The organism is Ornithinicoccus hortensis (assembly GCF_006716185.1).
GTDB lineage: Bacteria > Actinomycetota > Actinomycetes > Actinomycetales > Dermatophilaceae > Ornithinicoccus > Ornithinicoccus hortensis.
On record NZ_VFOP01000001.1, the window covers coordinates 3,579,782 to 3,605,616 of the forward strand.

Genomic DNA, 25,835 nt, shown 5'->3' on the forward strand with positions numbered 1-25,835 from the left:
CCACCACGGCTCCCCGGACAAACCAACGGCGCCGTTCCCCGAGGGTCCGGCGCCGTCACAGGCTCACTTCTTGTTGCGACGCTGGTGACGCGTCTTCCGCAACAACTTGCGGTGCTTCTTCTTCGCCATGCGCTTGCGGCGCTTCTTGATGACAGAGCCCATTGGCTCACCATGTCCTTCGTCTCGTGGGTGTCGATCGGGCCGGACGGGCCGCGTGCCGCCAGGCAGCGGGACCGACCGAACAGTCGGCCTAGCGTAACCGGCGGGGTCCGGCGGACCCAAACGCGGCCCGGCGGGTCAGGCGGTGCCGTGGTAGGAACCGCGCAGGTATTCGTCGACGGCCTTCTCCGGCACCCGGAACGAGCGCCCTACCCGCACGGCGGGCAGCTCACCGGAGTGGACCAACCGGTAGACCGTCATCTTGGACACCCGCATCACGGCCGCCACCTCGGCCACCGTCATGAATGTCATCCCGGCCATCGGGGTTTCCTCAGCCATCGACGCGTTCCGTTCTCTCGCACATCACTCGATCGGGGCCACCGCGCGGCTTCCCCTCCGGCCATGGCACCTTTACTGTCGGGTAAACACTAGGGGCTGATGGTGCGTTTGCGAAAGTAGTGACGCAGGTTTGTCCAGTCGACACGCCTGGAAGCGCCGATTTTCTGGCCTGTTTCGTGCCGGCTGGGTCGCGCTCGCCCAGGGATGGCTGTCAGTCGAACCAGGGGTCCAGGCCCCACGGCGGGAACGACGCGCGGCGGCTCGCCATGACGGCGGCGTCCACCGGGTCCTCCGGCTGGTAGCCCTCCGACCACGTGCCGTACTCGATGTCCCGCCCCCCGAGGTCCCCCATCCGCGCCGGCCCGACCCGGCCATACACCTGGTTGGTGTAGTCCAGCCAGGACTGCGGCACCTCCGTGGTGAGTGGGACGGGACGGTGCGCGGCCACGGCGGTGAGGTGGGTCCAGGCCCGCGGGACGACGTCCACCAGCTCGTAGCCACCCCCGCCGAGCGCGACCCACCGGCCGCCGCACAGCTCGTGCGCCAGGTCGTGCACGGCCCCGGTGGCGGCGACCATCCCGTCGATCGAGACGGCGAGGTGGGCCAGCGGGTCGGCGAAGTGGCAGTCGCAGCCGTGCTGGGTGACCAGCACCTGGGGGCGGAAGGCGCGCAGCAGCGGCGGCACGACCGCGTAGAAGGCCCGCAACCAGGCGGTGTCGCCGGATCCCGGCGGCAGGGCCACGTTGACCGCGCTGTCCGGGGCGTCGGGACCGCCGGTGTCGCCGGGGAAGCCGGTGCCCGGGAAGAGTGCCTGGCCGCTCTCGTGGATCGAGCAAGTGAGCACCCTCGGGTCGTTCCAGAAGACCCGCTCGACCCCGTCCCCGTGGTGCACGTCCAGGTCGACGTAGGCGACCCGTTCCACCCCCTGGGCCAGCAGCCAGGAGATCCCCACCGCGATGTCGTTGTAGACACAGAAGCCGGCGGACCGGTCCGGCATCGCGTGGTGCAGCCCCCCGGCGATGTTCACCGCGTGGGCGGCCTGCCCCTCCCAGACGGCCCGGCAGGCCTTCAGCGTGCCGCCCACGGCCAGCGAGGTCGCCTCGTGCATCCCGGCGAAGGCGGGGGTGTCCTCGCTGCCCAGCCCGAACGAGCCGTCGGCCAGCCCCGGGTCGGCGGACAACTCGCTGACCCGGTCCACCAGTTCGGGGGTGTGCACCGTCAGCAGGTCCTCGCGCGTGGCCGCCTCCGTCGGCTCCACCCGCACCGTGGGGGCGTCCAGGATCCCCAGGTCCTGGCTCAACCGGTGGGTCAGGTCCAACCGGGAGGGGTGCATGGGGTGTCCCGGCCCGAAGTCGTAGGCCGTGAAACGCTGGTCCCAGACGACCATGGCGTCGATCATGGGTTCACGCTAGACCACGACGGTCGGGCGAGACGAGGAGAGGCACAGATGAGCAAGCACCGCCTGTTCGACGAGGACGTCCTGGTGATCGGGCTGGGCCGGTTCGGCGCCGCGGCCGCGATGGAGATGGACCGCCTCGGCTACCGGGTGCACGCGATCGAGTCGGACACCGCGCTGGCCGAGCGGTTCTCCCGCAAGCTGATGCGGGTGCTCTCCATCGACGCCACCGACCCGGAGGCGATGCGCCAGGCCAAGCCAGGCTCGTTCCGGGTCGCCGTGGTGGGGATCGGCACGTCCATCGAAGGGTCCCTGCTCACGGCCGGGAACCTGGTGGACGCCGGGGTCGCCTCGATCTGGGCCAAGGCGGTCTCCGGGGAGCACGCCCGGTTGCTCGAGCGGATCGGGGTGCACCACGTGATCTTCCCCGAGGCCGAGTCCGGCAGCCGAGTGGCCCACCTCGTCAACGGCAGGATGCAGGGCTACATCGAGTTCGAGGACGGCTACGCCATCGTGAAGATGTCGCCGCCGCAGGAGATGATCGGTTTCACCCTCGCCGAGAGCGACATCCGCAAGCGCTACGGCGTGACGATCGTGGGCATCAAGGCGCCCGGCGAGGACTTCACCCACGCCGTGCCCGACACCAAGGTCGGCGAGCACCACCGGCTGATCGTGTCCGGGCCCAGCCAGCTCATCGAACAACTCGCCGCGCGGCCCTGACCTGGGCCGGCTGCGGGGGCCGGCGAAAGCGGGCGCTCAGAGGTTGGTCGGGGTGCCCCCGGAGGACCCCAGGGGCAGCACCATGGCCGTCTCCTCCGCATCCTCGTCCGTGTCCACACCGCGGATCCGCATCGGCCGACGGCTGTCGGTCGGGCGGAACCCGAAACTGCTGGCGAAGGCGACGGCCCGGCCGTTGTCGGTGCCCACCCAGTAGACGATGTGCTTCATCTCGTCCTTGCGCGCCTGCTGCGCCGCGGCCTCCATCAGCCGCCGCGCCACACCGGCACCGCGCTGCTCGGGGGCGACCCACAGTCCGAACAGTTCCGCCACGCCCTCCTCGACGTAGCGTTCCTGGCCGATGCTGGCTACCCCCACGACGGCACCGTCACGCTCGGCGAGGAGCCGGCGCGAGCGGTTCATCCGGTCCCGCCACCGGCTCTCGGGGTATTCCTTCTCCTCCTCGACGGAGGCCACGAACGCCTCGGGGGACTCGGTCAGCGCACGCAGCCGGACGTCCTTGTAATCGGACCAATGCTCTTCGTCCAACACCCGCACGCTGATCTCTGTCATGCGCCAACCTTGCCACAGCCCGGCCCCCTGGTGCGATGCGCCCTCCCGGAAACGACCGGTGCTGCGAGGTCAGACCAGGTCAGTTCCCCGCCGACAACTCCCGGGACCTGCGGGCCGCGGCCTCGATGGCGGTGAGGAAGGCGGCACGCACCTTGTGGTCCTCCAGCTCGCGCAACGCGGCGACGCTGGTGCCACCGGGGCTGGAGACCTGCTCGCGGAGCACGGTGGGGTGCTCCCCCGTCTGCCGGATCATCGTCGCCGCGCCGTAGAGCGTCTGCACGGCCAACTCGGTGGCCGTCGAGCGGGGCAGGCCGAGGAGCACGCCCGCCTCGATCATCGCCTCCACCACGTAGAAGATGTATGCCGGACCGCTGCCACTGAGCGCGGTCACCGCATCCAGGTGCTTCTCGTCGAGCACGACGACCTTGCCGAAGGTGGTCAGCAGCCGCTCGGCCTGCTCCAGGTGCTCGTCGGTGCAGTGCCGACCCGGACTCATCACCGACATCGCCTGGTCCACCAGCGCGGGGGTGTTCGGCATCACCCGGACCACGCTGGTGCCCTCGGGCAGGCGCTGTTCCAGGTAGTCGGTGGTGATGCCGGCCGCGATCGAGATCACCAGGGCGGCGGGCGCGAGGTGGCCGGTGAGCTCGGTGAGCAGGGAGTTCATGTCCTGCGGCTTGACCGCCAACACGACCACGTCGGCATTGGTGGCCGCCTCCGCAGGTCCGGCCGCCCGCACGAAGTGCTCGTCGGCCAGCTCCTGGGCGCGCCTGGTGTCCCGGTCACAGACGACCAGGGCGCCCCGGTCGTGCCCCGCCCGGACCAGCGCCGACAGCAGCGTGCCGCCCATGACGCCGGCCCCCATGATGGTCACGCTCTCCATACTGGGTGCTCCTCGCCCCTCGTCATCGGTGGTGCGTCAGCCCCGGGTGGCCAGGGCGCGCAGGAAGAATCGCAGGTTGGACGGTCGTTCCGCCATCCGGCGCATCAGGTAGCCGTACCATTCCTCGCCGTAGGGGATGTAGACGCGGACCCGCTCGCCCCGCTCCGCCAACCGGACCTGTTCGTCGGGGCGGATCCCGAGCAGCATCTGGTACTCGTAACTACCCGGCCGCCGACCGTGCCGGTCGGCGAGCACCCCGGCGATCTCGACGAGCCGTGGGTCGTGGCTGGCCACCATCGGGTAGCCCTCGCCGGCCATCAGGATCTTCAGACACCGCACGTAGGCCTTGTCGACCTCCGCCTTGTCCTGGTAGGCCACCGACTCCGGCTCGCGGTAGGTGCCCTTGCAGAGCCGCACCCGGCTGCCCTCCCCCGCCAGGTCCCGGCAGTCCGCCTCCGTGCGGTACAGGTAGGACTGCAGCACCGCCCCCACCCACGGCCAGTCCTGACGCAGCTCGCGCAGCGTCTCCAGCGTGGCGTCTGTGGTGGTGTGGTCCTCCATGTCGAGGGTCACCGTGGTCCCCACGTTCGCGGCGGCCTGGCAGATCCGGCGGGCGTTGTCCAACGCGATCCGGTCCCCGTCCCGCCCCAGCGCCTGCCCCAGCGCACTCAACTTCAGGCTCACCTCGACCCGGCCGTCGGACGTGGCGCCGGCCTCGGCGAGCGCGGTCAGCAGCTCCAGGTAGGCGTCCCGGGTGTGCGCCGCCATCTCCGGGTCCAGGGTGTCCTCACCCAGGTAGTCGATGGTCGCCAGCCGGTTCGTGGCGGCCAGCTCCCCCGCGACCGCCACCGCGTTGGCGGTGCTCTCCCCTGCCACGAAACGCTGCACCACCGATCGGCTGACCGGCGCCTTCTCGATGGTGTCCCGCATCGTCGTGCTGCGGGACATCGCCAAGAGGCTCTGTCGCATCAACGTGGCCGGATCAAGCTGTGCCGGGTCCATCGGGCCTCCTCGTCCGCCCTCGGGTCATCGGCGCCGGCGCGGCACCGGCGGCTCTCCCCAGGCTAGTGCCTGCCCACCCCCACCCCCGACCAGACGTCCCACCTGGCGGCCCCAGCCCCCGTCCAGACGCGTGAGCGGGCGGCCCCAGCACCCGTCCAGACGTGTGAGCTGGCGGTGATTCGCCCCCACCGGACGTCTCGCCTGGCGATCCCGGGCGAGGGTCTCGAGCCGCGTAGGCAGGTCGCATGAAGCTCCCGGGTGGTCCGCGTGTGAGCAACCAGCGCCGTACAGGGTGGTGCGGTCAGGTGTGCGCACTCTTGGGGCAGTTCTGGGGGATGCCAAGGCCAACGCGACCATCGGCCGCGCGCCTTCCGGTGAGGGCGCACATCGCAGGGACACTTCACGCGTTCGGTGGCAGCCAGACACCGCCAGCTCATGCGTCTGGTCAGGGTCGGAACCCGCCAGCTCACGCGTCTGGTGGGGGTGGGAGGCCGCCCGCTCGCACGTCTGGTGGGGGTGGGAGACCGCCCGCTCACGCGTCTGGTGGGGGTCTGGGGCCGCCAGCTCGCGCGTCCGGTCGGTTAAGGCGGCGGGAGGACCGAGGTGACGGCGCGGGTGAGCAGGTCGACGATCTCGGTGACCTCCTCGGACGTCACGACGAGGGGTGGGCCGAGGAGGACGAGGTCGCCGCGGGAGCCGTCGGCGCAGCCGGTGGAGGAGTACACCAGCAGCCCCAGCTCGCGGGCGGCGGCGACGACCCGCTCGGTGACCCGCAGCGACCGGTCGAAGGGCTCGCGGGACTCCCGGTCCGCGACGAACTCGACGCCCACGAGCAGGCCCCGGCCGCGGACGTCCCCGACGTTCGGGTGCGCCCCGAGGGACCGCACGATCTCGGCCGCCAATTGCGCGCCACGATCCGCCGAGGCCTCCACGAGTCGCTCCTCGCGCAGCCGGCGGAGCACGGCCAGACCGGTGGCGGCACCGACCTGGTGGTGGGAGTGGGTGAAGCCGTGCACGAACCCGGCGGTCGAGATCGCCTCGTGGACCGGCCCGCTGGCCACCGCCAGGCCCAAAGGCCAGTAGCCCGACGACGCGCCCTTGCCCGCCGTCAGCAGGTCGGGACGCAGCCCCCAGTGGTCGCTGCCGAACCAGGCACCGGTCCGTCCGAAGCCGGTCATCACCTCGTCGGCGATGACGAGCACGCCGTGCCGGCGGCAGACCTCGGCCACGGCGGGCCAGTAGTCGTCCGGCGGCACGCACGCGCCCAGCGCCGCGCCCGCAACCGGCTCGGCGATGAACGCCGCCACCTGCCCGGGCCCCACGCTGGTGATCAGCTCCTCCAACGCCTCGGCCTGGCGCGCCCCGCACCCCACGGGGTGGCTGTCCGGGAAGGGGCAGCGGTACTCGTAGGGCGTGCTCGTATGCCGGGCGTGCCCCAGCCACGGCTCGTAGGGCCGGCGCAGCGACGGTCGACCGGAGACGTCCAGCGCCCCACGGGAGTTGCCGTGGTAGGCGCCGACCCGCCCGATCACCACCGACCGGTCCTCCCCCCGGGCGAGGTGGTAGGCGCGGGCCATCTTCAGGGCCGTCTCGACCGCCTCGCTGCCCCCGGAGACCGGGTAGACCCGCGGGTCGTCGACCGGGAGGACCTCGGCCAGTTCCAGGGCGTAGGTCTCCAGCACCTCGGAGGTGAAGACCGACCCGTGGGCATAGGCGACGGCGCCGGCCTGCTCGGCCATCGCCGCGACCACCTCGCCCCGGCCGTGACCGACCCCGACCACGATCGCGCCGCCCGCGGCATCGAGGTAGCGTCGACCCTCCTCGTCGAACATCTGCACGCCGCGTGCGTGGCTGACCCGGGGCGGACCGGCGGCGGTGGCCCGGGAGAAGACGTGCCCGCTCACCGGTTACCCACCGCCATCACCGGGTCCTCACTCCAGCACCCGCACGCGCCCCCGCCGCTCAGCGCCGGCTCACCGTGCGACGACCTCGACCACGGCCTCGGCGAGGATCCGCAGCCCGGTCTCGACCTCGGACCGGTCGATCACCAGGGGCGGGGCCATCCGGACGACGTTCTCACCGGCCTCCAGGACGAGCAGACCACGCTCGAAGGCCGCCATCTGCACCGCCTCGGCGATCTCGCCGCTGGGGAACTCGATGCCGATCATCAGGCCCACGCCGCGCACGTCGACCAGCGTGTCCGGGTGCTGCGCCTGCAGCGCGCGCAGGCCCTCGAGCAGCGCGTTGCCCTGCTCCGTGGCGTTCTCCAGCAGGCCCTCCTCGCGGATCACCTGCAGCGTGGCCAGGCCGGCCGCGCAGGGCACCGGGCTGCCGCCATACGTCGAGCCGTGCGCCCCGACGCCCCAGCTCTCCATGATCGAGGCCCGCGCGATGAACGCCCCGAGCGGCAGGCCGGAGGCGAGCCCCTTGGCGCTGAGCAGGATGTCCGGCTCGACCCCGGTGTGCTCGATGGCCCACATCTTCCCGGTGCGCCCCGCCCCGGACTGCACCTCGTCGGCGACCAGCAGGATGCCGTAGCGGTCGCACAGCTCGCGCAGGTCGGCCATCCACCCGTCGGCGGGCACGATGTAGCCACCCTCCCCCTGGATCGGCTCGACGAAGATCGCCGCCACCTCCGAGGGGTCGACGTCGTAGCGGAACAGGGTGTTCTCCAGGTAGTCGATCGTCCCGGTGTCGCGCCCGCCCTCCGCGGCGATCCGCGGGTCGGCGAACGGCACGTGGTGCACGCCGGGCAGCAGGGGGCCGAACCCCTTGTGGTACTTCGCCTTCGAGGCGGTCAGGCTCAGCGCTCCGTAGGTCCGGCCGTGGAACGCGCCGTTGAAACTGATCACGTACGGCCGCCCGGTCGCGTAGCGCGACAGCTTGAGCGCACCCTCGACGGCCTCGGCGCCGGAGTTGGTCAGGAAGACCCGCACCGGGTCGCTCATCGGCGCGACGTCGGCCAGCGCTTGGCACATCTGCGAGTAGATCGGCAGGAAGAAGTCGCTCGCGGAGTAGTGCAGCAGGTCGGCCGCCTGCTCCTGCACCGCCCGCACGACGGTGGGGTGCGCGTGCCCGGTCGAGTTCACCGCGATCCCGGCGTTGAAGTCGAGGAACAGGTTGCCGTCGACGTCCTCGAGCGTCGAGCGCCACCCGCGACGCGGCGCCAGCGGGTAGGCGCGCGGCAGGGAGGGGCTGGTCACGGCACCGTCCGCGGACAGCACCTCCTGGGCCGCCGGGCCGGGCAGCGCGGTCCGCACGTCGGGCACCGGCCGCTGCGGGTCGAACCACTCGGGTTGCTGCTCGCCGGTGCCGGTGAGTTCGGCGCGGACGTCTGTCGTGGTCATCGGGACCACCTCTCTGTGCCGGTCAGGCACGCTCTGCAGGACGGGGTATGCCGTGGGGCGGGGGCACCGCCCCACGGCGGGGGCATGTCGTAGGTCGGGTCGGACGCGCCCGGTCAGGACACGACGCTCTGGGACTGTTCGCGCAGGTAGAGACCGAGGTAATACAGGCCGCCACCGGCCTTGCCGGAGCTGCCCGAACCCTTCCAGCCGCCGAACGGTTGGACCCCGGGCCAGGCGCCGGTGGTGGCACCGGCGGGCCGGTTCACGTAGACGACCCCGGCGTGGATGGTGTCCAGGAACCAGTCGATCTCCGCGTCGTCCCCGGAGAAGAAGCCGGCGGTCAGGCCGAGCGGGGTCTCGTTGGCGCGGGCCATCGCCTCGTCCAGGGAGTCCACCGCGGTGACCGCGACGAACGGGACGAACAGCTCCTCGGCGAACAGCCAGTCGTCCGAGCGCAGGTTGCCCACGACCGTGGCCTGGACGTAGTGTCCGGGGAACCCGTCGGTGCCCTGGAGGACCTCGCCACCGGCGACGACCCGTCCGGACTCCCGGGCGTGGTTCACCGCCTTCTCGAACCGGGCGACGGCGTCGGCGTCGATCACCGGGCCCATGAAGGTGTCCCGCTCCAGCGGGTCGGCCGGGGTGACCTCCTCGGCCTTGGCGGCCAGCTTCGCGAGGAACTCGTCGTGCACCGAGGCGTCGACGTAGACCCGGGAGCAGGCCGAGCACTTCTGCCCGGAGAAGCCGAACGCGGACCGGGCGACACCCTGGGCGGCCTTGTCCAGGTCGGCCGAGGCGGCCACGATCGTCGGGTTCTTGCCGCCCATCTCGGCCACGACCGGTTTGGGGTACCCCGCGGCGGTGGAGTCGCGAAGGATGGACATGCCGACCGCGTAGGAGCCGGTGAAGGTGATGCCGTCGACCTCCCGGTGGCCGACGACGGCCTTGCCGACCTCGTCGCCGCCGGGCAGGAACTGCACCGCACCCTCGGGGACCCCCGCCTTGAGCAGGATCTGGTAGATGCGCCAGGCGGTGTGGCTGCCCTGGACGCTGGGCTTGAGCACCACCGTGTTGCCGGTCAGCAGCGCGGCCGCGGCCGGCCCTGCGGCGAGGGCGGCGGGGAAGTTGAACGGGGCAATGACCGCCCAGACTCCGTGCGGCTTGAGCACGCTGCGGGTCTTCTCGGCCGCGGTGAGGCTGTCCATCGGGCGGTCGTAGCCCTCGTTGGCCTCCATCTGGTCGGCGTAGTAGCGGAAGAAGACGGCGGCCTCCTCGACGTCGCCGAGCGCCTCCAGCCGGTTCTTGCCCACCTCCATCGTCACCAGGGCGGCCAGCTCGTTGGAGTACTCGGAGATCAGGTCACCGACCTTGCGGATCACCGCCATCCGGTCCTGCCAGCTACGGCCGGCCCACTCCGGCGCGGCCGCGCGGGCATCCTCCATCGCCTTCTCGATGGCCGCCGGCGACGCGGCCCGGACCCGGGCGATGACGACCGCCGGGTCGGCGGGGCTGGTCACCTCGACGGGGTCGCCGGGACTGTCGTCGCCCGGTGCCGCGATCTCGGCGCCCAACCAGCCGCGCGCCGTCTCGATGCCGGCCTCGTAGGCCACGTGCATGTCCTCGTTGTCTGCGGTCAGGGTCGCGTACGTCACGCGGAACTTCTCAGCCACCGTTGGCTTCCTCTCATCAGCGGGGACCCGCGAACTGCAAAATCGCCGGTCAGACGCCTCTTTGACCGATAATCTTCCTGTCGAACTGCGTCCACACAGAACTCTATCCCGTCCGAGGCGCCATTTCGATGTCTCAGGGGGTACGTCGGCGGAGCGTCAACGAGCCGAGCGCCAGCGCGACGACCCCGAAGGCGGCCAGCACCAGCAGGTCGACCGCGACGTCGGGCAGCGGATCGGGTTGGCGGGCGACGGCCAGCATGGCGTCCACCGCGTAGGACAGCGGCAGCACGTCGGAGAGCCACTCCAGCACGCGGGGCAGCTGCTCGCGGGGCACGATCAGCCCACAGAGCAGGAACTGGGGCAGCACGAACGCCGGCATGAACTGCACCGCCTGGAACTCGGTCCGGGCGAAGGCGCTGGCGAACAGCCCCAGGGCGGTGCCGACGACCGCGCCGGCCACCGCCACGACCACCAGCAGCCAGACCGGTCCCCGGACCTCCAACCCGCACACCCAGACGGAGAACCCGGTCGCGATGAGTCCCTGCACGACGGCCAGCGACCCGAAGGCGAGGGCGTAGCCCAGCAGGAAGTCACCCCGCCCCAGCGGCGTGGACAGCAGCCGCTCCAGGGTCCCTCCGGTCCGCTCCCGCAGCGTCGCCACGCTGGTCACGATGAACATCACGACGAACGGGAAGATGCCCAGCACCGGGGCCCCGATGAGGTCGAACAGCCCGGTGTCCTGGGCGATCCAGGCGAGCAGCCCGATCAGCACGCAGGGCACGACCAGGAGCAGCGCGAGGGTGCGGTGGTCGGCGCGCAGCTGGGCCAGGACCCGCCGGGTGGTGGCCAGCGTCAGGGCCGGGTTCATCGCCGCCCCCCGCGCTCGATGAGGGCCAGGAAGGCTCCCTCGGCATCGGCCGCCCCGGTCGCCTCCAGCAGGTCCGGCAGGGGGGCGTCGGCCAGCACCGCGCCGTCGCGGAGCAGGACGAGCCGGTCGCACCGGGTCGCCTCGTCCATCACGTGGCTGGACACCAGCAGCGTGGTCCCCCGGTCGGCCAGCTCGTGGAACAGGTCCCACAGGTCGCGGCGCAGCACGGGGTCCAGCCCGACGGTGGGTTCGTCCAGGACGAGCAGCTCGGGGTCGCCCACGAGCGCCATCGCCAGGGAGACCCGGGAGGCCTGGCCGCCGGAGAGCCGCGCGACCTCCCGGTCGGCGTGGTCCCCGAGGTCCACCCGGTCGATGGCCCGGTCCACGGCGCCGCAGGGCGCCCGGAGGATCTGGGCGAAGTAGTCCAGGTTGTCGCGCACCGTCAGGTCGCGGTACACGCTCGGCGTCTGGGTCACGTAGCCGACCCGGTGGCGCAGGCCCGCGGAGCCCGCCGGCTGTCCCAGCACGGTCACCTCGCCGGCGGCGACCACCTGCACCCCGACGACCGTGCGCAGCAGCGTGCTCTTGCCGCTGCCGCTGGGCCCGAGCAGCCCGACCACCTGGCCGGCCGGCACGGTGAGCGCCTCGATGTCCACGACGCACCGCCCGCCGCGCTCGACCCGCAGGCCCCGCACGCCGAGCGCGGGATCGGGAGCCAGGCGGGGAGGCGCCATACGAGGAAATCTACTCCGGTATCGGCGTCCGCGCCCGGTCCTGGCCAAGGTGCTCCCGGGTGAAGGCGAGCGCCTCGGCCAGGTCGAGTTCGCGTCGTTCCGGATCGAGCTTGCGGGTGCCCACCTCGATGGTGACCGCCCCGGCATACTCCTGGTCCAACAGCCACCGGAGCAGCTCGGCGCACGGCTGGTCCCCGCGGCCGGGGACCAGGTGCTCGTCCTTGAAGGAGCCGAGGCTGTCGGCCAGGTGGATGTGGGAGACCCGCGCCCCCAGCTTCTCGGCCAGGTCCACGGCGTCGACCTGCCCGGTGGCGGCGTGGGAGACGTCCAGGGTCACGTGCGCGTAGTCCTGGTCGAGCGGGTCCCAGTGCGGCAGGTAGGCCTGCATCTCGGAGGTGGCGGCCCGCCAGGGGAACATGTTCTCGACCGCGATCTTGATGCCGTCCAGGTCCTGCTCCCGCCGGGACACCCCCTCGACGAAGCCCGAGGCGTACTCCCGCTGCCAGCGGAACGGTGGGTGCACGACGACGGTGTCCGCGCCGACGTCGGCGGCCAGCTGCAGCGAGCGGTCGATCTTGCCCCACGGCTGCCAGCCCCAGATCCGCTGGCTGAGCAGCAGGGTGGGGGCGTGGATCGCGCCCACCGGCAGGCCGTGCAGGTCCGAGAGGGCCCGCAGCGCCCCGGCCTCCTGGGTCACCGGGTCGGTCCAGACCATCACCTCGACGCCGTCGTAGCCGAGACGTTCGGCCAGGTCGAAGGCGTAGGCGCAGTTCTCCGGGTAGACCGAGGCGGTGGACAGCAGGACCGGCAGCGTCATTGCGACATCCAGTCCAATCGCCGCAGGATGACGCCCTCGCGCAGCGCCCACGGGCAGATCTCCAGCTCCTCGATGTCGAACAGCTCCATCACCGACTCGACCACGATCGCCCCGGCCAGCACCTGCGGTGCGCGGGCCTCGGACACGCCGGGCAGGGCGCTGCGCTCCGCGGCGGTCATCGCCGCGAGTTCGGGCACCCGGGCGGTCAGGTCGGCCCGGGCGAGGGTGCGCCGCACGTACGGCCCCTCCCCGCTCGGGGCGGCGCCACAGACCCGGCCCAGGGCGCGGATCGTCTTGCTGGAGCCGACCACCCGGTCCGGGACCCCGACCTTCTTGATGTCGCGGCGCACGTCGGCGATTTCCGCCCGGACGTTCTTGCGCAGCTCCTTGAGCTGGCCCGGGGTCGGCGGGTCGCCGTCCAGCTCGCGGGTCAGCCGTCCTGCCCCCAACGGCAGGCTGACCGCGACGTCGGCGTCCTCGTCGATGCCGGCGGCCAGTTCCAGCGATCCGCCGCCGATGTCGACCAGCAGCAACCGGCCGGAGGACCAGCCGAACCAGCGGCGGGCCGCCAGGAAGGTCAACCGGGACTCGTCCTCCCCGGCGAGCACCTGCAGGCCCACGCCGGAGGCCGCCTCGACCTGGGCGAGCACCTCGTCGGTGTTGCCGGCGTCCCGGATCGCGCTGGTGGCAAAGCCCATCAGCTCGGACACGCCCCGGCTCTCCGCCACCTCGGTGCACTCCTGCACGAAGTCCGTCAGCATCTGCGCGCCGGCCGCCGAGATGTCGCCGTCGGGGGTGAGGTGCTCGGCCAGCCGCAGGACCACCTTGTGCGAGTAGTCCGGGAGTGGGTGCGCCCCCGAGTAGGCGTCGACCACCAACAGGTGCACGGTATTGGATCCGACGTCGATCACACCCAGGCGCATGTTCTGCAGGTTAGTCCCCCCGGGGCCGGGTTGCCGCACCCGCGGTCCCGTCCGGGTCCGGCCGGGGAGCGTCGGGCGGGGCATCCGGCACGGCCTCGGCGGGGGTGGGCACGAGCGTATGGGGTGCCGTCACGTGGGCGGGTCGGCCCCGTCCTCCGCCGTAGGAGATCTGCCGCACCGGTGGCCGGTTGACGAGGTCGGCCAGGAACACCTTCCGGGCCGCCAGGATGAGCGCCCCCGCGGCCACGAAGAGCACCCCGGCGATGCCCCAGGCGGCCTGGTAGCCCACCCACCCGACGACGGCCCCGAACAGGGCGGGCCCGGTGGCGCCGCCGATGAAGGCCCCACCCTGCACCATGCCCGACGCGGCCCCCGGCGCGTCGCGCCCGACCCGGACGACGGCATACAGCAGCAGACCCGGCCAGGACCACCCGAGCGCGAAGGCGACGAAGCCGGCGAGGACCACCGTGGCGGGCGACTCGATCGCGAGCACCCCCAGGGCCAGTCCCCCGATGACCATCTGCAGCGCCACGCCCGGCAGGTTCCGTCCGTGCCGCCCGTCGGCGCGGTGGCCGAGCAGCACCCGCAGGACGAGGTTCGCCCCGCTGCCCACGGCCATCAGCACCCCGGCCTCGCTCGGGGTGAGCCCGACGTGGAACCCCCAGGAGGCCAGGAACGAGCCGAGGGAGTTCGCCGCCGCGCTGGCCAGGGTGATCGCCAGCAGGGTGATGACCAGGGCGCGCATCGGTGGCCGGTCCCGTTCCGCCCCGGCGGCCACGGGCCCTTCCACGGTGCGCGGCAGCCGGAGGCCGGAGAGCAGCACCAGGAGCCCGCCGACCCCGGTGGCGGCGAAGGTCCACCGCCACCAGCCGAAGGCGCCGAGCGTGGGCACCGCCAGGCCGGCCAGCATGATCGAGATCGGGATGGCGGACTGCTTGATCCCGAAGCCGAGCCCGCGGCGGTGGGCCGGGATCACCCGGGCCATCGTCAGGTTGGCGGTCACCTGGCAGGCCGCGTTGGCCATCCCGAGGAGGACCAGCAGCCCGAGCAGGACCACCCACGAGTGCGCCAGGAGAGCCACCCCGAGGCCGCCGACCGCGGCGATCGCCCCCGCCAAGATGGTGCTGCGGCGCCGCCCCATCCGGTCGGTGAGCCCGCCCCCGAGCAGCGCCGCGAGAGCTGCCGAGCCGAAGAAGACGCTCACCGCGATCCCGAACCGGACCTCGTCGAAGCCCAGCTCCTCCCGGACGAAGACCGACTGGGAGCTGAGCAGGAAGACCGGCAGCGTGCCCAGCGTGGTCATCAGGCTGGCCCCCACGACCGTTCCGGTGAACGGTGGGAGGTGGGGTCGCGGCATACCACGACTGTAGGGCCGCGTCCCGGACCGGCCGGAGGCAGACCCACCTAGAGTGGTCCCCATGGGCAGCACCGGGCCGGGAGCCACTTTCGTGACGACGCCCCTGGAGACCCCGCTGGACACGGCGCGCACCTGGGTGGAGTTCACCGACCCGGCCGAGCCCGCGCAGCGGCTGCGCTGCGACCTCACCTGGCTGACCTCCTCCTGGCACTGCATCTTCGGCCAGGGCTGCCCGGGGATATACGCCGACCGACCGGACGACGGGTGTTGCACCCTCGGCGCGCACTTCACCGACGCCGACGACGTCGCCCGCGTCGCCGCGGTCGCCGCCGACCTCGGCCCGGACGAGTGGCAGTTCCACGGCCTGCCCGAGGGGTGGCGGGACCTGGACGAGGACGGCTCCACGGTCACCACGCGGGTGGTGGACGGCGGTTGCGTGTTCCTGAACCGCCCCGGCTTCCCCGCCGGTGCCGGGTGCGCCCTGCACCAGCACGCCGTCGCCACGGGGGTGCCGCCGCTGACCACCAAGCCCGACGTCTGCTGGCAGCTGCCGGTGCGGCGGTCCTACCGCACGGTCGAGCTGCCTGACGAGACGTCCTACCTGGAGATCACGATCACCGAGTACGACCGCCGTGGCTGGGGCCCGGGTGGTCACGACCTGGACTGGTACTGCACCGGCAACCCGCAGGCCCACACGGCCGCCGAGCCGGTCTTCCTGAGCCTGCGCGACGAGCTGGTCGAGCTGGTCGGGCCGCAGGCGTATGCCGAGCTGGCCGCCCACTGCGAGGCGCACCTGGGCGCCGTGGGCCCGGCGCGCAGCACCGGCCCGGCGGACGCCCCGGGCGCCGTGGGCCCCGCCGGCCGGCGCCAGCTCCCGCTCCTGGTCCACCCCGCCACCGTCCGCGCCCGGGGCGCTGGCGCCAGCGGTGTCGGTGACGGCACCTAGGTTGGTCCCGTGGCTACCAAGACCTCGCGCACCCCGACCCTGCGCTGCACCGAGTGCGGCTGGACGACGATCAAGTGGGTCGGTCGGTGCGGCGAGTGCCAGGCCTGGGGGACCGTCGCCGAGGTCGGTCAGGCCCCGGCCCGCACCGCCTCGGTGGTGCCCGAGCGCCCCGCCGTCCCGATCGCCTCGGTCGACCTGACCCTGGCCCGGGCGGCCTCCACCGGGGTCGGCGAGTTCGACCGCGTGCTGGGCGGGGGTCTTGTGCCCGGCGCGGTCGTGCTGATGGCCGGCGAGCCCGGCATCGGCAAGTCGACCCTGGCGCTCGACGTCGCGGCCCGGGCCGCCCGCGAGGGGCGCACCGTGCTGTACGTCTCGGGAGAGGAGTCGGCGGCCCAGGTGCGGCTGCGCGCGGAGCGGATCGGCGCGGTGGCCGACACCCTCTACCTGGCCTCCGAGACCGACCTCGGCGCGGTGCTCGGCCACCTGGAGAAGCTGCGGCCCTCCCTGGTGGTCGTCGACTCCGTGCAGACCGTGGCCAGCGTCGACGTCGAGGGTGCCGCGGGCAACGTCAGCCAGGTCCGCGAGGTCGCCTCGGCGCTGATCCAGGCGGCCAAGCGCACCGACACCGCGGCCGTGCTGATCGGCCACGTGACCAAGGACGGTGCCATCGCCGGGCCCCGGGTGCTGGAGCACCTGGTCGACGTCGTGGTGCAGTTCGAGGGCGAGCGCCACTCCCGCCTCCGGCTCGTCCGCGCGGTGAAGAACCGGTTCGGCCCCACCGACGAGGTCGGCTGCTTCGACATGGGCGACTCCGGCATCGTCGGCCTGCCCGACCCGTCCGGCCTGTTCCTGACCAACCGGGACCGCGCCGTCCCCGGCACCTGCGTCACCGTCACCCTGGAGGGACGCCGCCCGCTGGTCGCCGAGGTGCAGGCGCTGGTCACCGAGGCCCACGGCAACCCCCGGCGCACCACGAGCGGGCTGGACAGCTCCCGGCTGGCCATGGTGCTCGCCGTGCTGACCCGCCGGGCGGACGTCTTCCTCGGCAACCACGACTGCTACGCCTCGACCGTCGGCGGGGTCCGCCTCGGTGAACCGTCCGCCGACCTCGCCGTCGCCCTCGCGGTCGCCGGGGCCCGCTTCGACCGGGCCCTGCCCCAGGGCACCATCGCGGTCGGCGAGGTGGGCCTGGCCGGCGACCTGCGCCCGGTCACCGGGCTGCCCCGGCGGCTTGCGGAGGCGGCCCGGATCGGGTTCCACCGCGCGGTCGTGCCCGCCGGCTCGCTCACCGAGGGGCGGCCGCCGTCGTCGATGACGGTCTTCGAGGCCAGCACCCTGGCCGAGGCCGTGCTGGGGGCGCACGCGGGCTGAACGACCCGCCGGTCGCCCACCGTCCACGCCGCCCGGGCGGCTCGCCCCAGGGGCCGACTCGCGCCCGTCGTCGCCTTGGTCTCATTCGGGTCACAACCCCCGCGGACCCGGCGCGTCGAGCACCTGCCCTCGTTAGAATCTCCAGCGTCTGACCACGACCTCGATGCACCCCAGGACGGAGCCCTCGGTGGACCGCCGCGACGAAGACCTCTTGCGCACCACGCTGGCCGCGGTGGCCCCCGGCACCGAACTGCGCGACGGCCTGGAGCGCATCCTGCGTGGCCGGACCGGGGCGCTGATCGTGCTCGGCTACGACCGCACCATGGAGTCGCTGTGCACCGGCGGGTTCGAGCTGGGCGTCGAGTTCTCCAGCACCGGCCTGCGCGAGCTGGCCAAGATGGACGGCGCGATCGTGCTGGACCGGGACGGGACCAAGATCATGCGGGCGGCCACCCAGCTGGTGCCCGACCCCACCATCGAGACCCGGGAGAGCGGCACCCGGCACCGCACCGCCGAGCGGGTGGCCAAGCAGACCGGGCACCCCGTGGTGTCGGTCAGCCAGTCGATGGCCATCGTGGCCGTCTACGTCGGCAACCTGCGGCACGTCCTGGAGGACTCCAGCCAGATCCTGTCCCGGGCCAACCAGGCGCTGCAGACGCTGGAGCGCTACAAGTCCCGCCTCGACGAGGTGAGCGGCACGTTGTCCGCCCTGGAGATCGAGGACCTGGTCACGATCCGGGACGTCACCGCGGTGCTGCAACGCCTGGAGATGGTGCGCCGGATCAGCGACGAGATCGAGCAGTACGCCCTCGAGCTCGGGACCGACGGCCGGTTGATGAGCCTGCAGCTGGAGGAGCTCACCGGGGGGCTCGGCAACGACCGCGAGCTCGTGGTCCGGGACTACATCGACTCGGCCAAGCACCCCCGCTCGGTCGAGTCGGTGCTGGACTGCCTGTCCAAGCTGTCCTCGACGGACCTGCTCGACCTCACCTCGGTCGCCCGCTGCCTGGGCTTCGTCGTGGTCGGCGACGCCCTGGACTCCTCGGTCGTCCCCCGCGGGTTCCGCCTGCTGTCCCGGATCCCGCGGCTGCCCGGGGTCATCGTGGACCGGCTCATCGAGGAGTTCGGCTCGCTGCAGGACCTGCTGTCCGCGGGCGTGGAGGAGCTGCAGGTCGTCGACGGGGTCGGGGACAGCCGGGCCCGCGCGGTCCGGGAGGGGCTGTCCCGCCTGGCCGAGTCCAGCATCCTCGAGCGCTACGTCTGAGCCACCCCGCCGCCGTGCCCTCCGCAGTCCCCCCGCGCCCACCCGCGCCCCCGGCACCCGCCGAGCTGCACGCCCGGGTGCTGCCCTGGTATGCCGAGCACGCCCGGACCCTGCCGTGGCGCGACCCCGACTGCTCCCCCTGGGGCGTGCTGGTCTCGGAGGTGATGCTGCAGCAGACGCCGGTCGCCCGGGTCGAACAGGTCTGGCGGGAGTGGTTACGCCGCTGGCCGACGCCGCCCGACCTGGCGGCCGAACCCGCCGGGGAGGCGGTCCGTGCCTGGGGCCGGCTCGGCTACCCCCGCCGGGCGCTGCGGCTGCACGCCGCGGCCACCGCCATCACCGAACGCTTCGACGGGCAGGTGCCTGCCACCCCCGAGGAACTGCGCAGCCTGCCAGGTGTCGGTGAGTACACCGCGGCCGCCGTCGGGGCCTTTGCGTTCGGGGTGCGCGCGGTGGTGCTGGACACCAACGTCCGCCGGGTGCTGGCCAGGGCCTGCGGCGGGACCGGCCAGGGAGCACCGTCGCTCACGGCGGCAGAGCGCCGGCTGGCCGAGGGCGTGCTGCCCCACGACCCGGCGACGTCCGCCACCTGGAACGTCGCGGTGATGGAGCTGGGGGCGCTGGTGTGCACCGCCCGCAACCCCCGCTGCGCCGACTGTCCCCTCGCCCCTGTCTGTCGGTGGGCCCTGGCGGGCCATCCGGCATACGACGGCCCGGTGCGCGCCCCGCAACGGTGGCAGGGCACCGACCGGCAGTGCCGGGGGCTCCTGGTCGACCGGGTGCGGTCCGGGACGGGCCCGGTCCCTGCGGCGGACCTGGCACCGGTCTGGCCGGACGCCGCGCAGCGGGACCGGTGCCTGGCCAGCCTGCTGGAGGACGGCCTGCTCGAGCAGGTGCCTGGCGGCTACGCCTTCCCGGCCTGACTCCTGGCCCATCCCCCCTACCCCGACCGGACGTGCCGTCTGGCGGTCTGTACCCCTGACCGAACGCGTGGTCTGGCGGTCTGTACCCCTGACCGAACGCGTGGTCTGGCGGTCTGTACCCCTGACCGAACGCGTGGTCTGGCGATCTCCACCCGAGGCTGACCCCTGTCTCGCCCCCGACATGCCCGGCCCACTCCCCGCCCGTACCGCCCCCGGACACGGGACCGCGCCCCGGGATGGCTTCCCGGGGCGCGGTCTCGATGGGGGTTGGGGTTAGGTCACCCGACGGTCACTCCAGGGTGGCCAACTCCTCGGCCACCTCGGTGGAGACCGCCGTCGTCCCACCGAGCACGTAGACCGTGCCCGGCTTGAGCCGCTCGAGCTCGGCCCAGGTGGAGTCCGGGATCTCGGTCGGCTTGGTCAGCAGCACCGGAGCTTCGACCAGACCGGCGCGAGCCGCTCCGGCCAGGGCGTCCGGCCAGTTCTGACCCGAGGCCACGAAGACATTGGCGTTCGTCTCGTAGTCCGCCGAGATCTGCACCGCGGTCTCGTACCGGGTGTCGCCGCGCAGCCGCTCGACCGCACCGAACTCACCCAGCGCCTCGACCACGTCCTCGGACACGGCCTCGGTGCCACCGAGCACCTTGATGTCGGTCGGGTTCAACCGGTTCAGCTCCGTCTCGGTCGCGAACGGCACCTCGTCCGGGCGGACCAGCAGGACCGGCCCGTCCAGGGCACCGGCGCGGGCCGCGCCGGCCAGCGCGTCCGGGTAGTTGCGCCCCGTGGCGACGTACACGACGTCGGCCGAGTCGAACTCCTGGGCGATCGCCGCAGCGGTCTCGTACCGGTCAGAGCCGCGCAGGCGGCTGATGTCGGCGTCCGGCAGGTGGTCGCCGATCGCCTCGAGTACGTCGTTCGAGACGGCGCTCGTCCCACCGAGGACGATCACGTTCGCCGGGCCGAGGCGACCCAGCTCGGTGAGCGTCTGCGGGGGCACGAAGTCCGGACGGGTCAGCAGGACCGGCGCCTCGACCGACCCGGCCAGCGCGGCCGAGGCCAGCGCGTCCGGGTAGTCGCGACCGGTCGCCACGAACACCGTGTCGGACTCGTCATACAGGCCCGAGATCGCCGCCGCGGTGCCGTACCGGTCGGAACCGGACAGCCGCACGACGTCGGGGTGGACCGGGCCCGGCTCCTCGACGCAGGAGGCGTCCAGCAGGTCGAAGTCCTGCGTGACCGTCTCACCGCGCGGCACCGTCACCGCGGCCGACTCCGGACGGTAGCCGTCCTTCGTGGCCGTGACGTCGGACTCCCCGACGCGGGTGTCGAACCACGTCGCGTAGGTGCCCTCGGCCGTGGTGGTCAGGAACCACCCCGGGTGGTCGCCGTTCGGGGAGATGTCCACGCCGGCTCCGGCCAGCGGGCTGGCCTCGCCCTCGCAGGTCTCACCCTGGACCAGGCCCTGGAGCTTGCCCCAGAACAGCGGCGCGTTCACCGTCATGGTGACCGGCACCTCGGGCGCAGCGCCCGGGGCGTTGGAGGACACCCGGATCGCGGCCGAGTAGGTACCCGGCTGCGGGACGTCACCGTTGGTGGTGACCTCGACGGTCACCTCCTCGCCTGCCGGCACGGTGAACTCGGTCTGCGACAGCTCCAGCCAGTCGACCTCTCCGCCGGCCGACCCGCACTCGTCGTAGCCGGGCAGCTGCTCGGCGTCGGGAGTCGGGGTGAAGCCGCCGGAGGATCCACCGACCTTGGCGAAGCCACAGGCCGCGCCACCGCGGTAGACCGCCGTGTTGGAGTTCGGCAGGTCCTCCCAGGCGTCGGTCTCCGGGTCGTAGGCGAACGTGGTGTTGCTCACCGAAGCGCCCTGGACACCACCGTTGACGATCAACTGGCCGTTGGCGACGGCGTAATTGCTCGCCCAGGTGTCGACCGGAGCGTCAGCGATGGCGCTCCAGGTGTCCGAGGCCGTGTCGTAGACGTAGCTGTCCGCGGTCCCCGCCGCACCACCGTTACCGCCGGTGCAGTAGATCGCGTCGCCGATGCCACCACAGGAGGCGAAGGCGACCGGGGCGGGGTAGTCCGCCAGTTCGGTCCAGCTGTCGGACGCGACGTCGTATGCCGCCACGCCGGTGCCCATCGGGGTGCAGTCCGCGGTGGTGCACCCACCGACGGTGTAGAGCTTCCCACCGGCGACGGCCTGACCCGCGGCGGACACCGCGGACGGCGCCTCCGCACCCTCGGTCCAGGCATCGCTGTCCGGGTCGTAGATGTACGTCGAGGTCACCGGGTCACCGTCGGACCAGCCGCCGGCGACGACGAGCTGACCGTTGATCGCACCCACCGAGACAGCCTGACCCGGAGCGGGCAGCGGAGCCACCTCGGTCCATGCCAGCGCCTCGTTGTCGTACTTCAGCACGGTGTCGCGCGACGCGGTGCCGTCGGTGCCACCGATGGAGTACCAGTCGCCGTCGAGCGAGACGACGCGGTTGTCCATCACCGTGGCCGGCAGGGCGCCCAGGTCGACCCAGGGCTCGTCGGACGGCGTGGCCTCAGCCTCGAAGTCACCGGCGGCACCGTTGGCGGGCGCCGCGGCGAACGAGGTCTCGACCTCACGCTTGATCTCCGGCGCGCCCTCGGCGGCCGCGATCTCGTCCCGGGTCATCCGGGTTCCGTCCGCACGGAGCAGCTCGAAGTCACCCGGGATCTCCTCCAGGACGACATCGACCGCGCCGGTGCCGTCGTTGGAGATGACCAGGTCCTCGGTCGCGGAGTCGCCCAGGTCCACCTCGGTGTCGATCGACTCCGGGGTGACCATCAGGTGACCGGCCCCGAGCTCGAAGTCGCCACGGACCACGTCGTCGGCGACGACGGTGATGTCCTCCGACTTCGACTCGTAGTTGCGGGCGGCCGCCTCGAACGCGTGGCTGCCCGGCGTGCCGCTGAACAGCCAGTAGTAACCGTCGTCCAGGTTCTCGTCGGCCTCGGTGGCCGCCGTGACGCCCTTCTCGTCCTCGTTGTCCAGGTTGGTCACCGAGGCGCCGACGATGCCGTCGCCGGTGTTCAGGTCGTAGACGTTGCCGACGACCAGACCACCCTCGATCGGCTCACAGGCGCGGTTGCCGAGGAACACGTCGTCGACCTGCCACCAGTAGTCGTAGGAGGCCTCGTAGTGGAACCGGACCTGCACATCGGACTCACCGGCAGCGTCCGGAGCCGGCAGCACGACCTCGCCGCGGGTGTCCGCGGTGTAGGACTCCAGCGTGGTCCAGGTGGACCCGCCGTCGGTGCTGACCTCGACCGAGCCAGACTCACCAGCGCCCAGGAAGGCGTTGTAGTCGTGCTTGAAGCCGACGACCGGGTCGCTGAGGCTGCTCATGTCGATGGACGGGGACACCAGCGAGGTGTCCTGCGTGACGCCGCTGCCGGCGTTGTCGCTGTCGATGATCGCGAAGCCGCCCTCACCACCGGTGAGGTTGCCGCGCGAACCCGGGTCGTCGAAGACCCAGACCGACCCGCTGTCGGCGTCGTCGGTCACGGTCCAGCCGTCGGGCACCTCGGTGCCGTCGAAGGTCTCGGACACGCCCTCGGTGACGTGCTGGTAGCCGGGAGCCGTGCAGCTCTCGGAGTCCACCGTCAGCCCGAAGTCGACCGTGGCGTTGGCCGCCGCGTCCGGGGTGACCTCGACCTCCTCGCTGCCCACCGTGTACCCGGGGTACTGAGCGGTGGCCTTCAGCGTGTAGGTCGTGCCGGCCGGGACCTCGACGGTGTACTCACCGGTCTCCGGGTCGCTGAACGCCTGGACCGGCGTGCCCTCGATCGAGATCGCGGCGTACAGCGGCCAGCCGTGCCCGGAGGCGTCGGTCACCGTGCCGGAGATCGTGCCGGCCTCGGCCGGCTCCAGCGCGAAGTCCTGCGTCGTGGTCTCCTCCGCGACGACCGTGGCGGTGGCGCTGTCGTCCCCGTACCCGAAGGCGGAGACGTCGACGTCGTAGTCGCCGGCGGTGAGCAGGGCGTTGTACTTGCCCTCGTCGTTGGTGGTCAGGTCGCGCTCGATGTCGCCGCTGATGTGCACGGCGGCGCCGGAGATCGGGTCCCCGGTCGAGGCGTCGGTGATCGTGCCGGTCAGCGTGCCGGTGTCGCCCGTGGGGGCTTCCTCCATCGCGGCCAGCACGTCCAGGCGGCCCTCACCGAAGACGTTGTTGTTCTCGGCGGTGCCACCGCACTGCAGGTCCTCGGTGTCGATCGCGGTGCCGTTGAGCAGCGCCCGCGTCGCGTCGATGTCGCCGACCAGGCTGGGCGCACCCGACCAGAGCAGCGCGACCGCGCCCGCGGCGTGCGGGGCGGCCATCGAGGTCCCGGTGTAGGAGGCGTAGCCGTTGCCGGGGACGGAGGAACGCACGTTGGAGCCCGGTGCCGAGATGTTCGGCTTGATGACCCCGTCCTGGCCGGCGCCCCGGCTGGAGGACGGTGCGATCACGTGGCTGCTCGTGTAGTTGCCCACCGAGTAGTTGATCGCACGGCTGCCGGGCGACCCGGAGGTGTTGCAGGCCGAGCCGCTGTTGCCGTTGGCGAAGACGCCGAAGATGCCCGACGCGTTCCAGGCCTCCTGCCACTCCTCACCGAACGGGTCGTTCGAGGGAAGCGTGGTGCCCCAGGAGTTGTTGACGATGTGCGGCCGCTTCGAGGCGTCGGCGTTCTCCCCGTTGAGGTCCGTCGGTGCCAGCACCCACTCCATGGACTCCAGCAGGGCGGCATCGCTCGGGCAGCACCCGCTCGTGGCGATCCAGGTGGCGCCGGGCGCCACACCGATCTGGTTCTCCCCGCCGTCGTCGCCGATCATGGTGCCCATCGTGTGGGACCCGTGGCCGTCGTAGTCGGTCGGGAAGTCGCTGCTGCCCTGCACCTCCAACCAGTTGTAGTTGTGGTCGAAGGTGCCGTCACCGTTGTTGCCCCGGTAGTGGGACACCAGTGCCGGGTGGTCGTACTGCACACCCGTGTCGATGTTGGCCACGACGATGCCCTCGCCGGTCACGCCGTACTCGGACCAGACGTCGTCGGCGTTGATGTCGGCGACACCCCACTCCACGGCCGTCGGGGACATCTGCGGCTCGTCGAGCACGTCGTCCGGCTGCTCGACCTCGAAGCTGGCGATGATCCGGTCCACGCCCTTGTCGGCGGCCAGCGAGGTCACCAGCGCGGCATCCCCGGCGTCGACCTTGATCACGTTGGAGATGTAGAAGTGCTGGTAGCTCACCCCCTGCTCGTCCAACTGGGCGCGGACGTCGGCCTGGCTCTTCTCAGCCGTGTCGCGCAGGGCCTGGTACACGGCCTCGCCACGGGCGTCCCAGTCCGCGATGGACGCGAACTGGGTCAGGTCCGGCCGCTCGGCGAAGTGCACCCAGAACTCGGCACTCCCCTTGGCGTCCAGTTCTTCCTGGACCTGGGCGTCGATACTGGCCGGCGCCTTCTCGGTCTGGAGTCCTGGGGACGCCATATCGGCCGGCGGGCTGGCGGTCGCTACGGTCGCGCCGAAACCTGATGCAATCAGCGATGCACCGGCGAGACCGACGAGCCACCCCCTCCGGTGTTGATGTATTGCCACGGTGTTTCCTCCTGAGGCGTTACGGAATTTCGGGATGACCCCGACCCTTTGACGCTAGGAAGCGGAAAGCCTGCGGACAACGGATCTGGATGGACAATCCGTGGACAACGTGGGCAGTTCCTGGACAGCGGGAACTTCGCAGCAACGCCAGACGTCCGCCGGCCCCTCGGGGCAACCGGCGGTGCGGCGTCTGCGCTGTTCAGGACCCTGGCTTCGGGCCTACCGCGGAGATGTGCCGCCGGGTCACGGCCCGGAAGCCGATGCCCCGGACCGCCTCGACGACGATCGGGGCCGGCAGGTTGTTGAGCTTGCGCCGCAGCCGCTTCACGACCGCGTGGACCTGGGAGGCGTCACCGACGTGCGGGGTCCCCCAGACCTGCTCGGAGAGGGCGGCGAAGGACCAGACCCGACCCAGGTCACTGGCGAGCGCACTGAACAGCGCGAACTCCAGCGGCGTAAGTTGCACCTCGCGGGTCCCGGCGGTCAGCACCTGACGGTCGGCGACGATGCGCAGGCCCGGGGCCGCCAACAGGGCCACCGGAGGGGTCGGGCGGGGACGCTCCCGCGCTCCGCTACCGGACGCGCGGTCCGGAACTTCGGCGCCGTGGCCGGCGGGGGCCTGGCCCGCCACCCGCTCGGCAGGTGCGGCCGTGCCCGCGAGGATGCGTTGCGCCTCCTCCGCGGAGGACACCACGAGGACCGGCCCCAGGGCACCGAGGCGGGCCATCAGCCGGGTCCGCTGCTCGACCGTCTCCGCGACCAGGACCAACAGGTCTGAGGTCGCGACGGATGGGGCACCAGTACTCTCCGCTCCCATCAGGAACGGAACAACCTGGGTCATCCGTCAGCGCCTCCCGCCTGCGAGGTGAGGACCCCCACTGGATCCCCGGTTCCCTCCGCCTTCCAGCAACCTCCCGGATACCGGGTGGTACCGCAAG

21 protein-coding genes are annotated in these 25,835 nt (G+C 72.2%); 5 read left to right on the forward strand and 16 right to left on the reverse strand.

What is annotated here, in order from left to right:
• Positions 1-63: 63 nt before the first annotated feature.
• The 3 genes from FB467_RS16740 to FB467_RS16750 all read right to left on the reverse strand — a co-directional run bounded on the left by FB467_RS16740 (position 64) and on the right by FB467_RS16750 (position 1,897).
• Positions 64-162: a 30S ribosomal protein bS22 gene (locus tag FB467_RS16740; RefSeq protein ID WP_003792170.1), complete on the reverse strand. Its 99-nt coding sequence runs from the start codon at positions 160-162 to the stop codon at positions 64-66.
• A 135-nt stretch (positions 163-297) separates the two neighbouring features.
• Positions 298-498, reverse strand: coding sequence for a helix-turn-helix domain-containing protein (locus FB467_RS16745; RefSeq protein WP_141786105.1), 201 nt, complete (start codon positions 496-498; stop codon positions 298-300).
• Between the two features lie 211 nt (positions 499-709).
• Positions 710-1,897, reverse strand: a complete 1,188-nt coding sequence (locus FB467_RS16750; RefSeq protein ID WP_141786106.1) for an acetoin utilization protein AcuC — start codon at positions 1,895-1,897, stop codon at positions 710-712.
• Positions 1,898-1,945: 48 nt separating this feature from the next.
• On the opposite strand from FB467_RS16750, the gene FB467_RS16755 reads away from it, so the two are divergent.
• Positions 1,946-2,614, forward strand: a complete 669-nt coding sequence (locus tag FB467_RS16755) for a potassium channel family protein (protein WP_141786107.1) — start codon at positions 1,946-1,948, stop codon at positions 2,612-2,614.
• Positions 2,615-2,650: 36 nt separating this feature from the next.
• On the opposite strand, the gene FB467_RS16760 is transcribed toward FB467_RS16755, so the two are convergent.
• From FB467_RS16760 to FB467_RS16810, 11 genes are all read right to left on the reverse strand, one after another.
• A complete protein-coding gene (locus FB467_RS16760; RefSeq protein ID WP_141786108.1) occupies positions 2,651-3,184 on the reverse strand; it encodes a GNAT family N-acetyltransferase in 534 nt (177 codons plus the stop codon).
• Between the two features lie 79 nt (positions 3,185-3,263).
• Positions 3,264-4,067, reverse strand: coding sequence for a pyrroline-5-carboxylate reductase (gene proC / locus FB467_RS16765; RefSeq protein WP_141786109.1), 804 nt, complete (start codon positions 4,065-4,067; stop codon positions 3,264-3,266).
• Positions 4,068-4,103: 36 nt separating this feature from the next.
• Positions 4,104-5,015, reverse strand: a complete 912-nt coding sequence (locus tag FB467_RS16770; RefSeq protein WP_244932750.1) for a proline dehydrogenase family protein — start codon at positions 5,013-5,015, stop codon at positions 4,104-4,106.
• Positions 5,016-5,650: 635 nt separating this feature from the next.
• Positions 5,651-6,973 (reverse strand): aminotransferase family protein, encoded by a 1,323-nt coding sequence (locus FB467_RS16775; protein ID WP_228393289.1) that lies wholly within the window; start codon positions 6,971-6,973, stop codon positions 5,651-5,653.
• Between the two features lie 69 nt (positions 6,974-7,042).
• Positions 7,043-8,416, reverse strand: a complete 1,374-nt coding sequence (locus FB467_RS16780; RefSeq protein ID WP_141786111.1) for an aminotransferase class III-fold pyridoxal phosphate-dependent enzyme — start codon at positions 8,414-8,416, stop codon at positions 7,043-7,045.
• A 113-nt stretch (positions 8,417-8,529) separates the two neighbouring features.
• Positions 8,530-10,068 (reverse strand): aldehyde dehydrogenase family protein, encoded by a 1,539-nt coding sequence (locus FB467_RS16785; protein ID WP_228393288.1) that lies wholly within the window; start codon positions 10,066-10,068, stop codon positions 8,530-8,532.
• 151 nt (positions 10,069-10,219) lie between these two features.
• On the reverse strand, positions 10,220-10,954 hold the full coding sequence (locus FB467_RS16790; protein ID WP_141786113.1) for an ABC transporter permease: 735 nt from the start codon (positions 10,952-10,954) through the stop codon (positions 10,220-10,222).
• Positions 10,951-11,688, reverse strand: a complete 738-nt coding sequence (locus FB467_RS16795; protein WP_141786114.1) for an ABC transporter ATP-binding protein — start codon at positions 11,686-11,688, stop codon at positions 10,951-10,953. The genes FB467_RS16790 and FB467_RS16795 overlap by 4 nt, the downstream gene beginning before the upstream one ends.
• Before the next feature lie 10 nt (positions 11,689-11,698).
• Positions 11,699-12,505 carry a sugar phosphate isomerase/epimerase family protein gene (locus tag FB467_RS16800; protein ID WP_141786115.1) on the reverse strand — a complete coding sequence of 269 codons (807 nt, stop codon included), beginning with the start codon at positions 12,503-12,505 and terminating at the stop codon, positions 11,699-11,701.
• The gene (locus tag FB467_RS16805; RefSeq protein WP_141786116.1) at positions 12,502-13,428 is read right to left on the reverse strand and encodes a Ppx/GppA family phosphatase; all 927 of its coding nucleotides are present in this window, start codon (positions 13,426-13,428) and stop codon (positions 12,502-12,504) included. The genes FB467_RS16800 and FB467_RS16805 overlap by 4 nt, the downstream gene beginning before the upstream one ends.
• Before the next feature lie 10 nt (positions 13,429-13,438).
• Complete coding sequence (locus FB467_RS16810; protein WP_170230810.1) at positions 13,439-14,785, reverse strand: MFS transporter; 1,347 nt, start codon at positions 14,783-14,785, stop codon at positions 13,439-13,441.
• A 61-nt stretch (positions 14,786-14,846) separates the two neighbouring features.
• Here FB467_RS16810 and FB467_RS16815 point away from each other — a divergent pair, with 61 nt between their 5' ends.
• The 4 genes from FB467_RS16815 (at position 14,847) to FB467_RS16830 (ending at position 19,289) form a co-directional block, all read left to right on the forward strand.
• Positions 14,847-15,731: a DUF3109 family protein gene (locus FB467_RS16815; RefSeq protein WP_141786118.1), complete on the forward strand. Its 885-nt coding sequence runs from the start codon at positions 14,847-14,849 to the stop codon at positions 15,729-15,731.
• Between the two features lie 9 nt (positions 15,732-15,740).
• On the forward strand, positions 15,741-17,102 hold the full coding sequence (gene radA / locus FB467_RS16820) for a DNA repair protein RadA (RefSeq protein ID WP_141786119.1): 1,362 nt from the start codon (positions 15,741-15,743) through the stop codon (positions 17,100-17,102).
• Positions 17,103-17,265: 163 nt separating this feature from the next.
• The gene (disA, locus tag FB467_RS16825; protein WP_141786120.1) at positions 17,266-18,366 is read left to right on the forward strand and encodes a DNA integrity scanning diadenylate cyclase DisA; all 1,101 of its coding nucleotides are present in this window, start codon (positions 17,266-17,268) and stop codon (positions 18,364-18,366) included.
• 14 nt (positions 18,367-18,380) lie between these two features.
• The gene (locus tag FB467_RS16830) at positions 18,381-19,289 is read left to right on the forward strand and encodes an HhH-GPD family protein (RefSeq protein WP_280525447.1); all 909 of its coding nucleotides are present in this window, start codon (positions 18,381-18,383) and stop codon (positions 19,287-19,289) included.
• 289 nt (positions 19,290-19,578) lie between these two features.
• Here the strand turns inward: FB467_RS16830 and FB467_RS16835 are convergent, their stop codons facing one another.
• Positions 19,579-24,789 carry a cell wall-binding repeat-containing protein gene (locus FB467_RS16835; protein ID WP_228393429.1) on the reverse strand — a complete coding sequence of 1,737 codons (5,211 nt, stop codon included), beginning with the start codon at positions 24,787-24,789 and terminating at the stop codon, positions 19,579-19,581.
• Positions 24,790-25,096: 307 nt separating this feature from the next.
• A complete protein-coding gene (locus FB467_RS16840) occupies positions 25,097-25,738 on the reverse strand; it encodes a winged helix-turn-helix domain-containing protein (protein WP_141786122.1) in 642 nt (213 codons plus the stop codon).
• Positions 25,739-25,835: the final 97 nt, after the last annotated feature.

What these genes read in the sequence shown, in the direction of transcription:
- disA (WP_141786120.1), top strand. Translation starts at nt 17,266, where the DNA reads ATGCACCCCAGGACGGAGCCCTCGGTGGACCGCCGCGACGAAGACCTC.
- FB467_RS16805 (WP_141786116.1), bottom strand. Translation starts at nt 13,428, where the DNA reads ATGCGCCTGGGTGTGATCGACGTCGGATCCAATACCGTGCACCTGTTG.
- FB467_RS16815 (WP_141786118.1), top strand. Translation starts at nt 14,847, where the DNA reads ATGGGCAGCACCGGGCCGGGAGCCACTTTCGTGACGACGCCCCTGGAG.
- FB467_RS16795 (WP_141786114.1), bottom strand. Translation starts at nt 11,688, where the DNA reads ATGGCGCCTCCCCGCCTGGCTCCCGATCCCGCGCTCGGCGTGCGGGGC.
- proC (WP_141786109.1), bottom strand. Translation starts at nt 4,067, where the DNA reads ATGGAGAGCGTGACCATCATGGGGGCCGGCGTCATGGGCGGCACGCTG.
- FB467_RS16740 (WP_003792170.1), bottom strand. Translation starts at nt 162, where the DNA reads ATGGGCTCTGTCATCAAGAAGCGCCGCAAGCGCATGGCGAAGAAGAAG.
- FB467_RS16755 (WP_141786107.1), top strand. Translation starts at nt 1,946, where the DNA reads ATGAGCAAGCACCGCCTGTTCGACGAGGACGTCCTGGTGATCGGGCTG.
- FB467_RS16750 (WP_141786106.1), bottom strand. Translation starts at nt 1,897, where the DNA reads ATGATCGACGCCATGGTCGTCTGGGACCAGCGTTTCACGGCCTACGAC.
- FB467_RS16800 (WP_141786115.1), bottom strand. Translation starts at nt 12,505, where the DNA reads ATGACGCTGCCGGTCCTGCTGTCCACCGCCTCGGTCTACCCGGAGAAC.
- FB467_RS16745 (WP_141786105.1), bottom strand. Translation starts at nt 498, where the DNA reads ATGGCTGAGGAAACCCCGATGGCCGGGATGACATTCATGACGGTGGCC.
- FB467_RS16835 (WP_228393429.1), bottom strand. Translation starts at nt 24,789, where the DNA reads ATGGCGTCCCCAGGACTCCAGACCGAGAAGGCGCCGGCCAGTATCGAC.
- FB467_RS16790 (WP_141786113.1), bottom strand. Translation starts at nt 10,954, where the DNA reads ATGAACCCGGCCCTGACGCTGGCCACCACCCGGCGGGTCCTGGCCCAG.
- FB467_RS16840 (WP_141786122.1), bottom strand. Translation starts at nt 25,738, where the DNA reads ATGACCCAGGTTGTTCCGTTCCTGATGGGAGCGGAGAGTACTGGTGCC.
- FB467_RS16810 (WP_170230810.1), bottom strand. Translation starts at nt 14,785, where the DNA reads ATGCCGCGACCCCACCTCCCACCGTTCACCGGAACGGTCGTGGGGGCC.
- FB467_RS16780 (WP_141786111.1), bottom strand. Translation starts at nt 8,416, where the DNA reads ATGACCACGACAGACGTCCGCGCCGAACTCACCGGCACCGGCGAGCAG.
- FB467_RS16770 (WP_244932750.1), bottom strand. Translation starts at nt 5,015, where the DNA reads ATGTCCCGCAGCACGACGATGCGGGACACCATCGAGAAGGCGCCGGTC.
- FB467_RS16760 (WP_141786108.1), bottom strand. Translation starts at nt 3,184, where the DNA reads ATGACAGAGATCAGCGTGCGGGTGTTGGACGAAGAGCATTGGTCCGAT.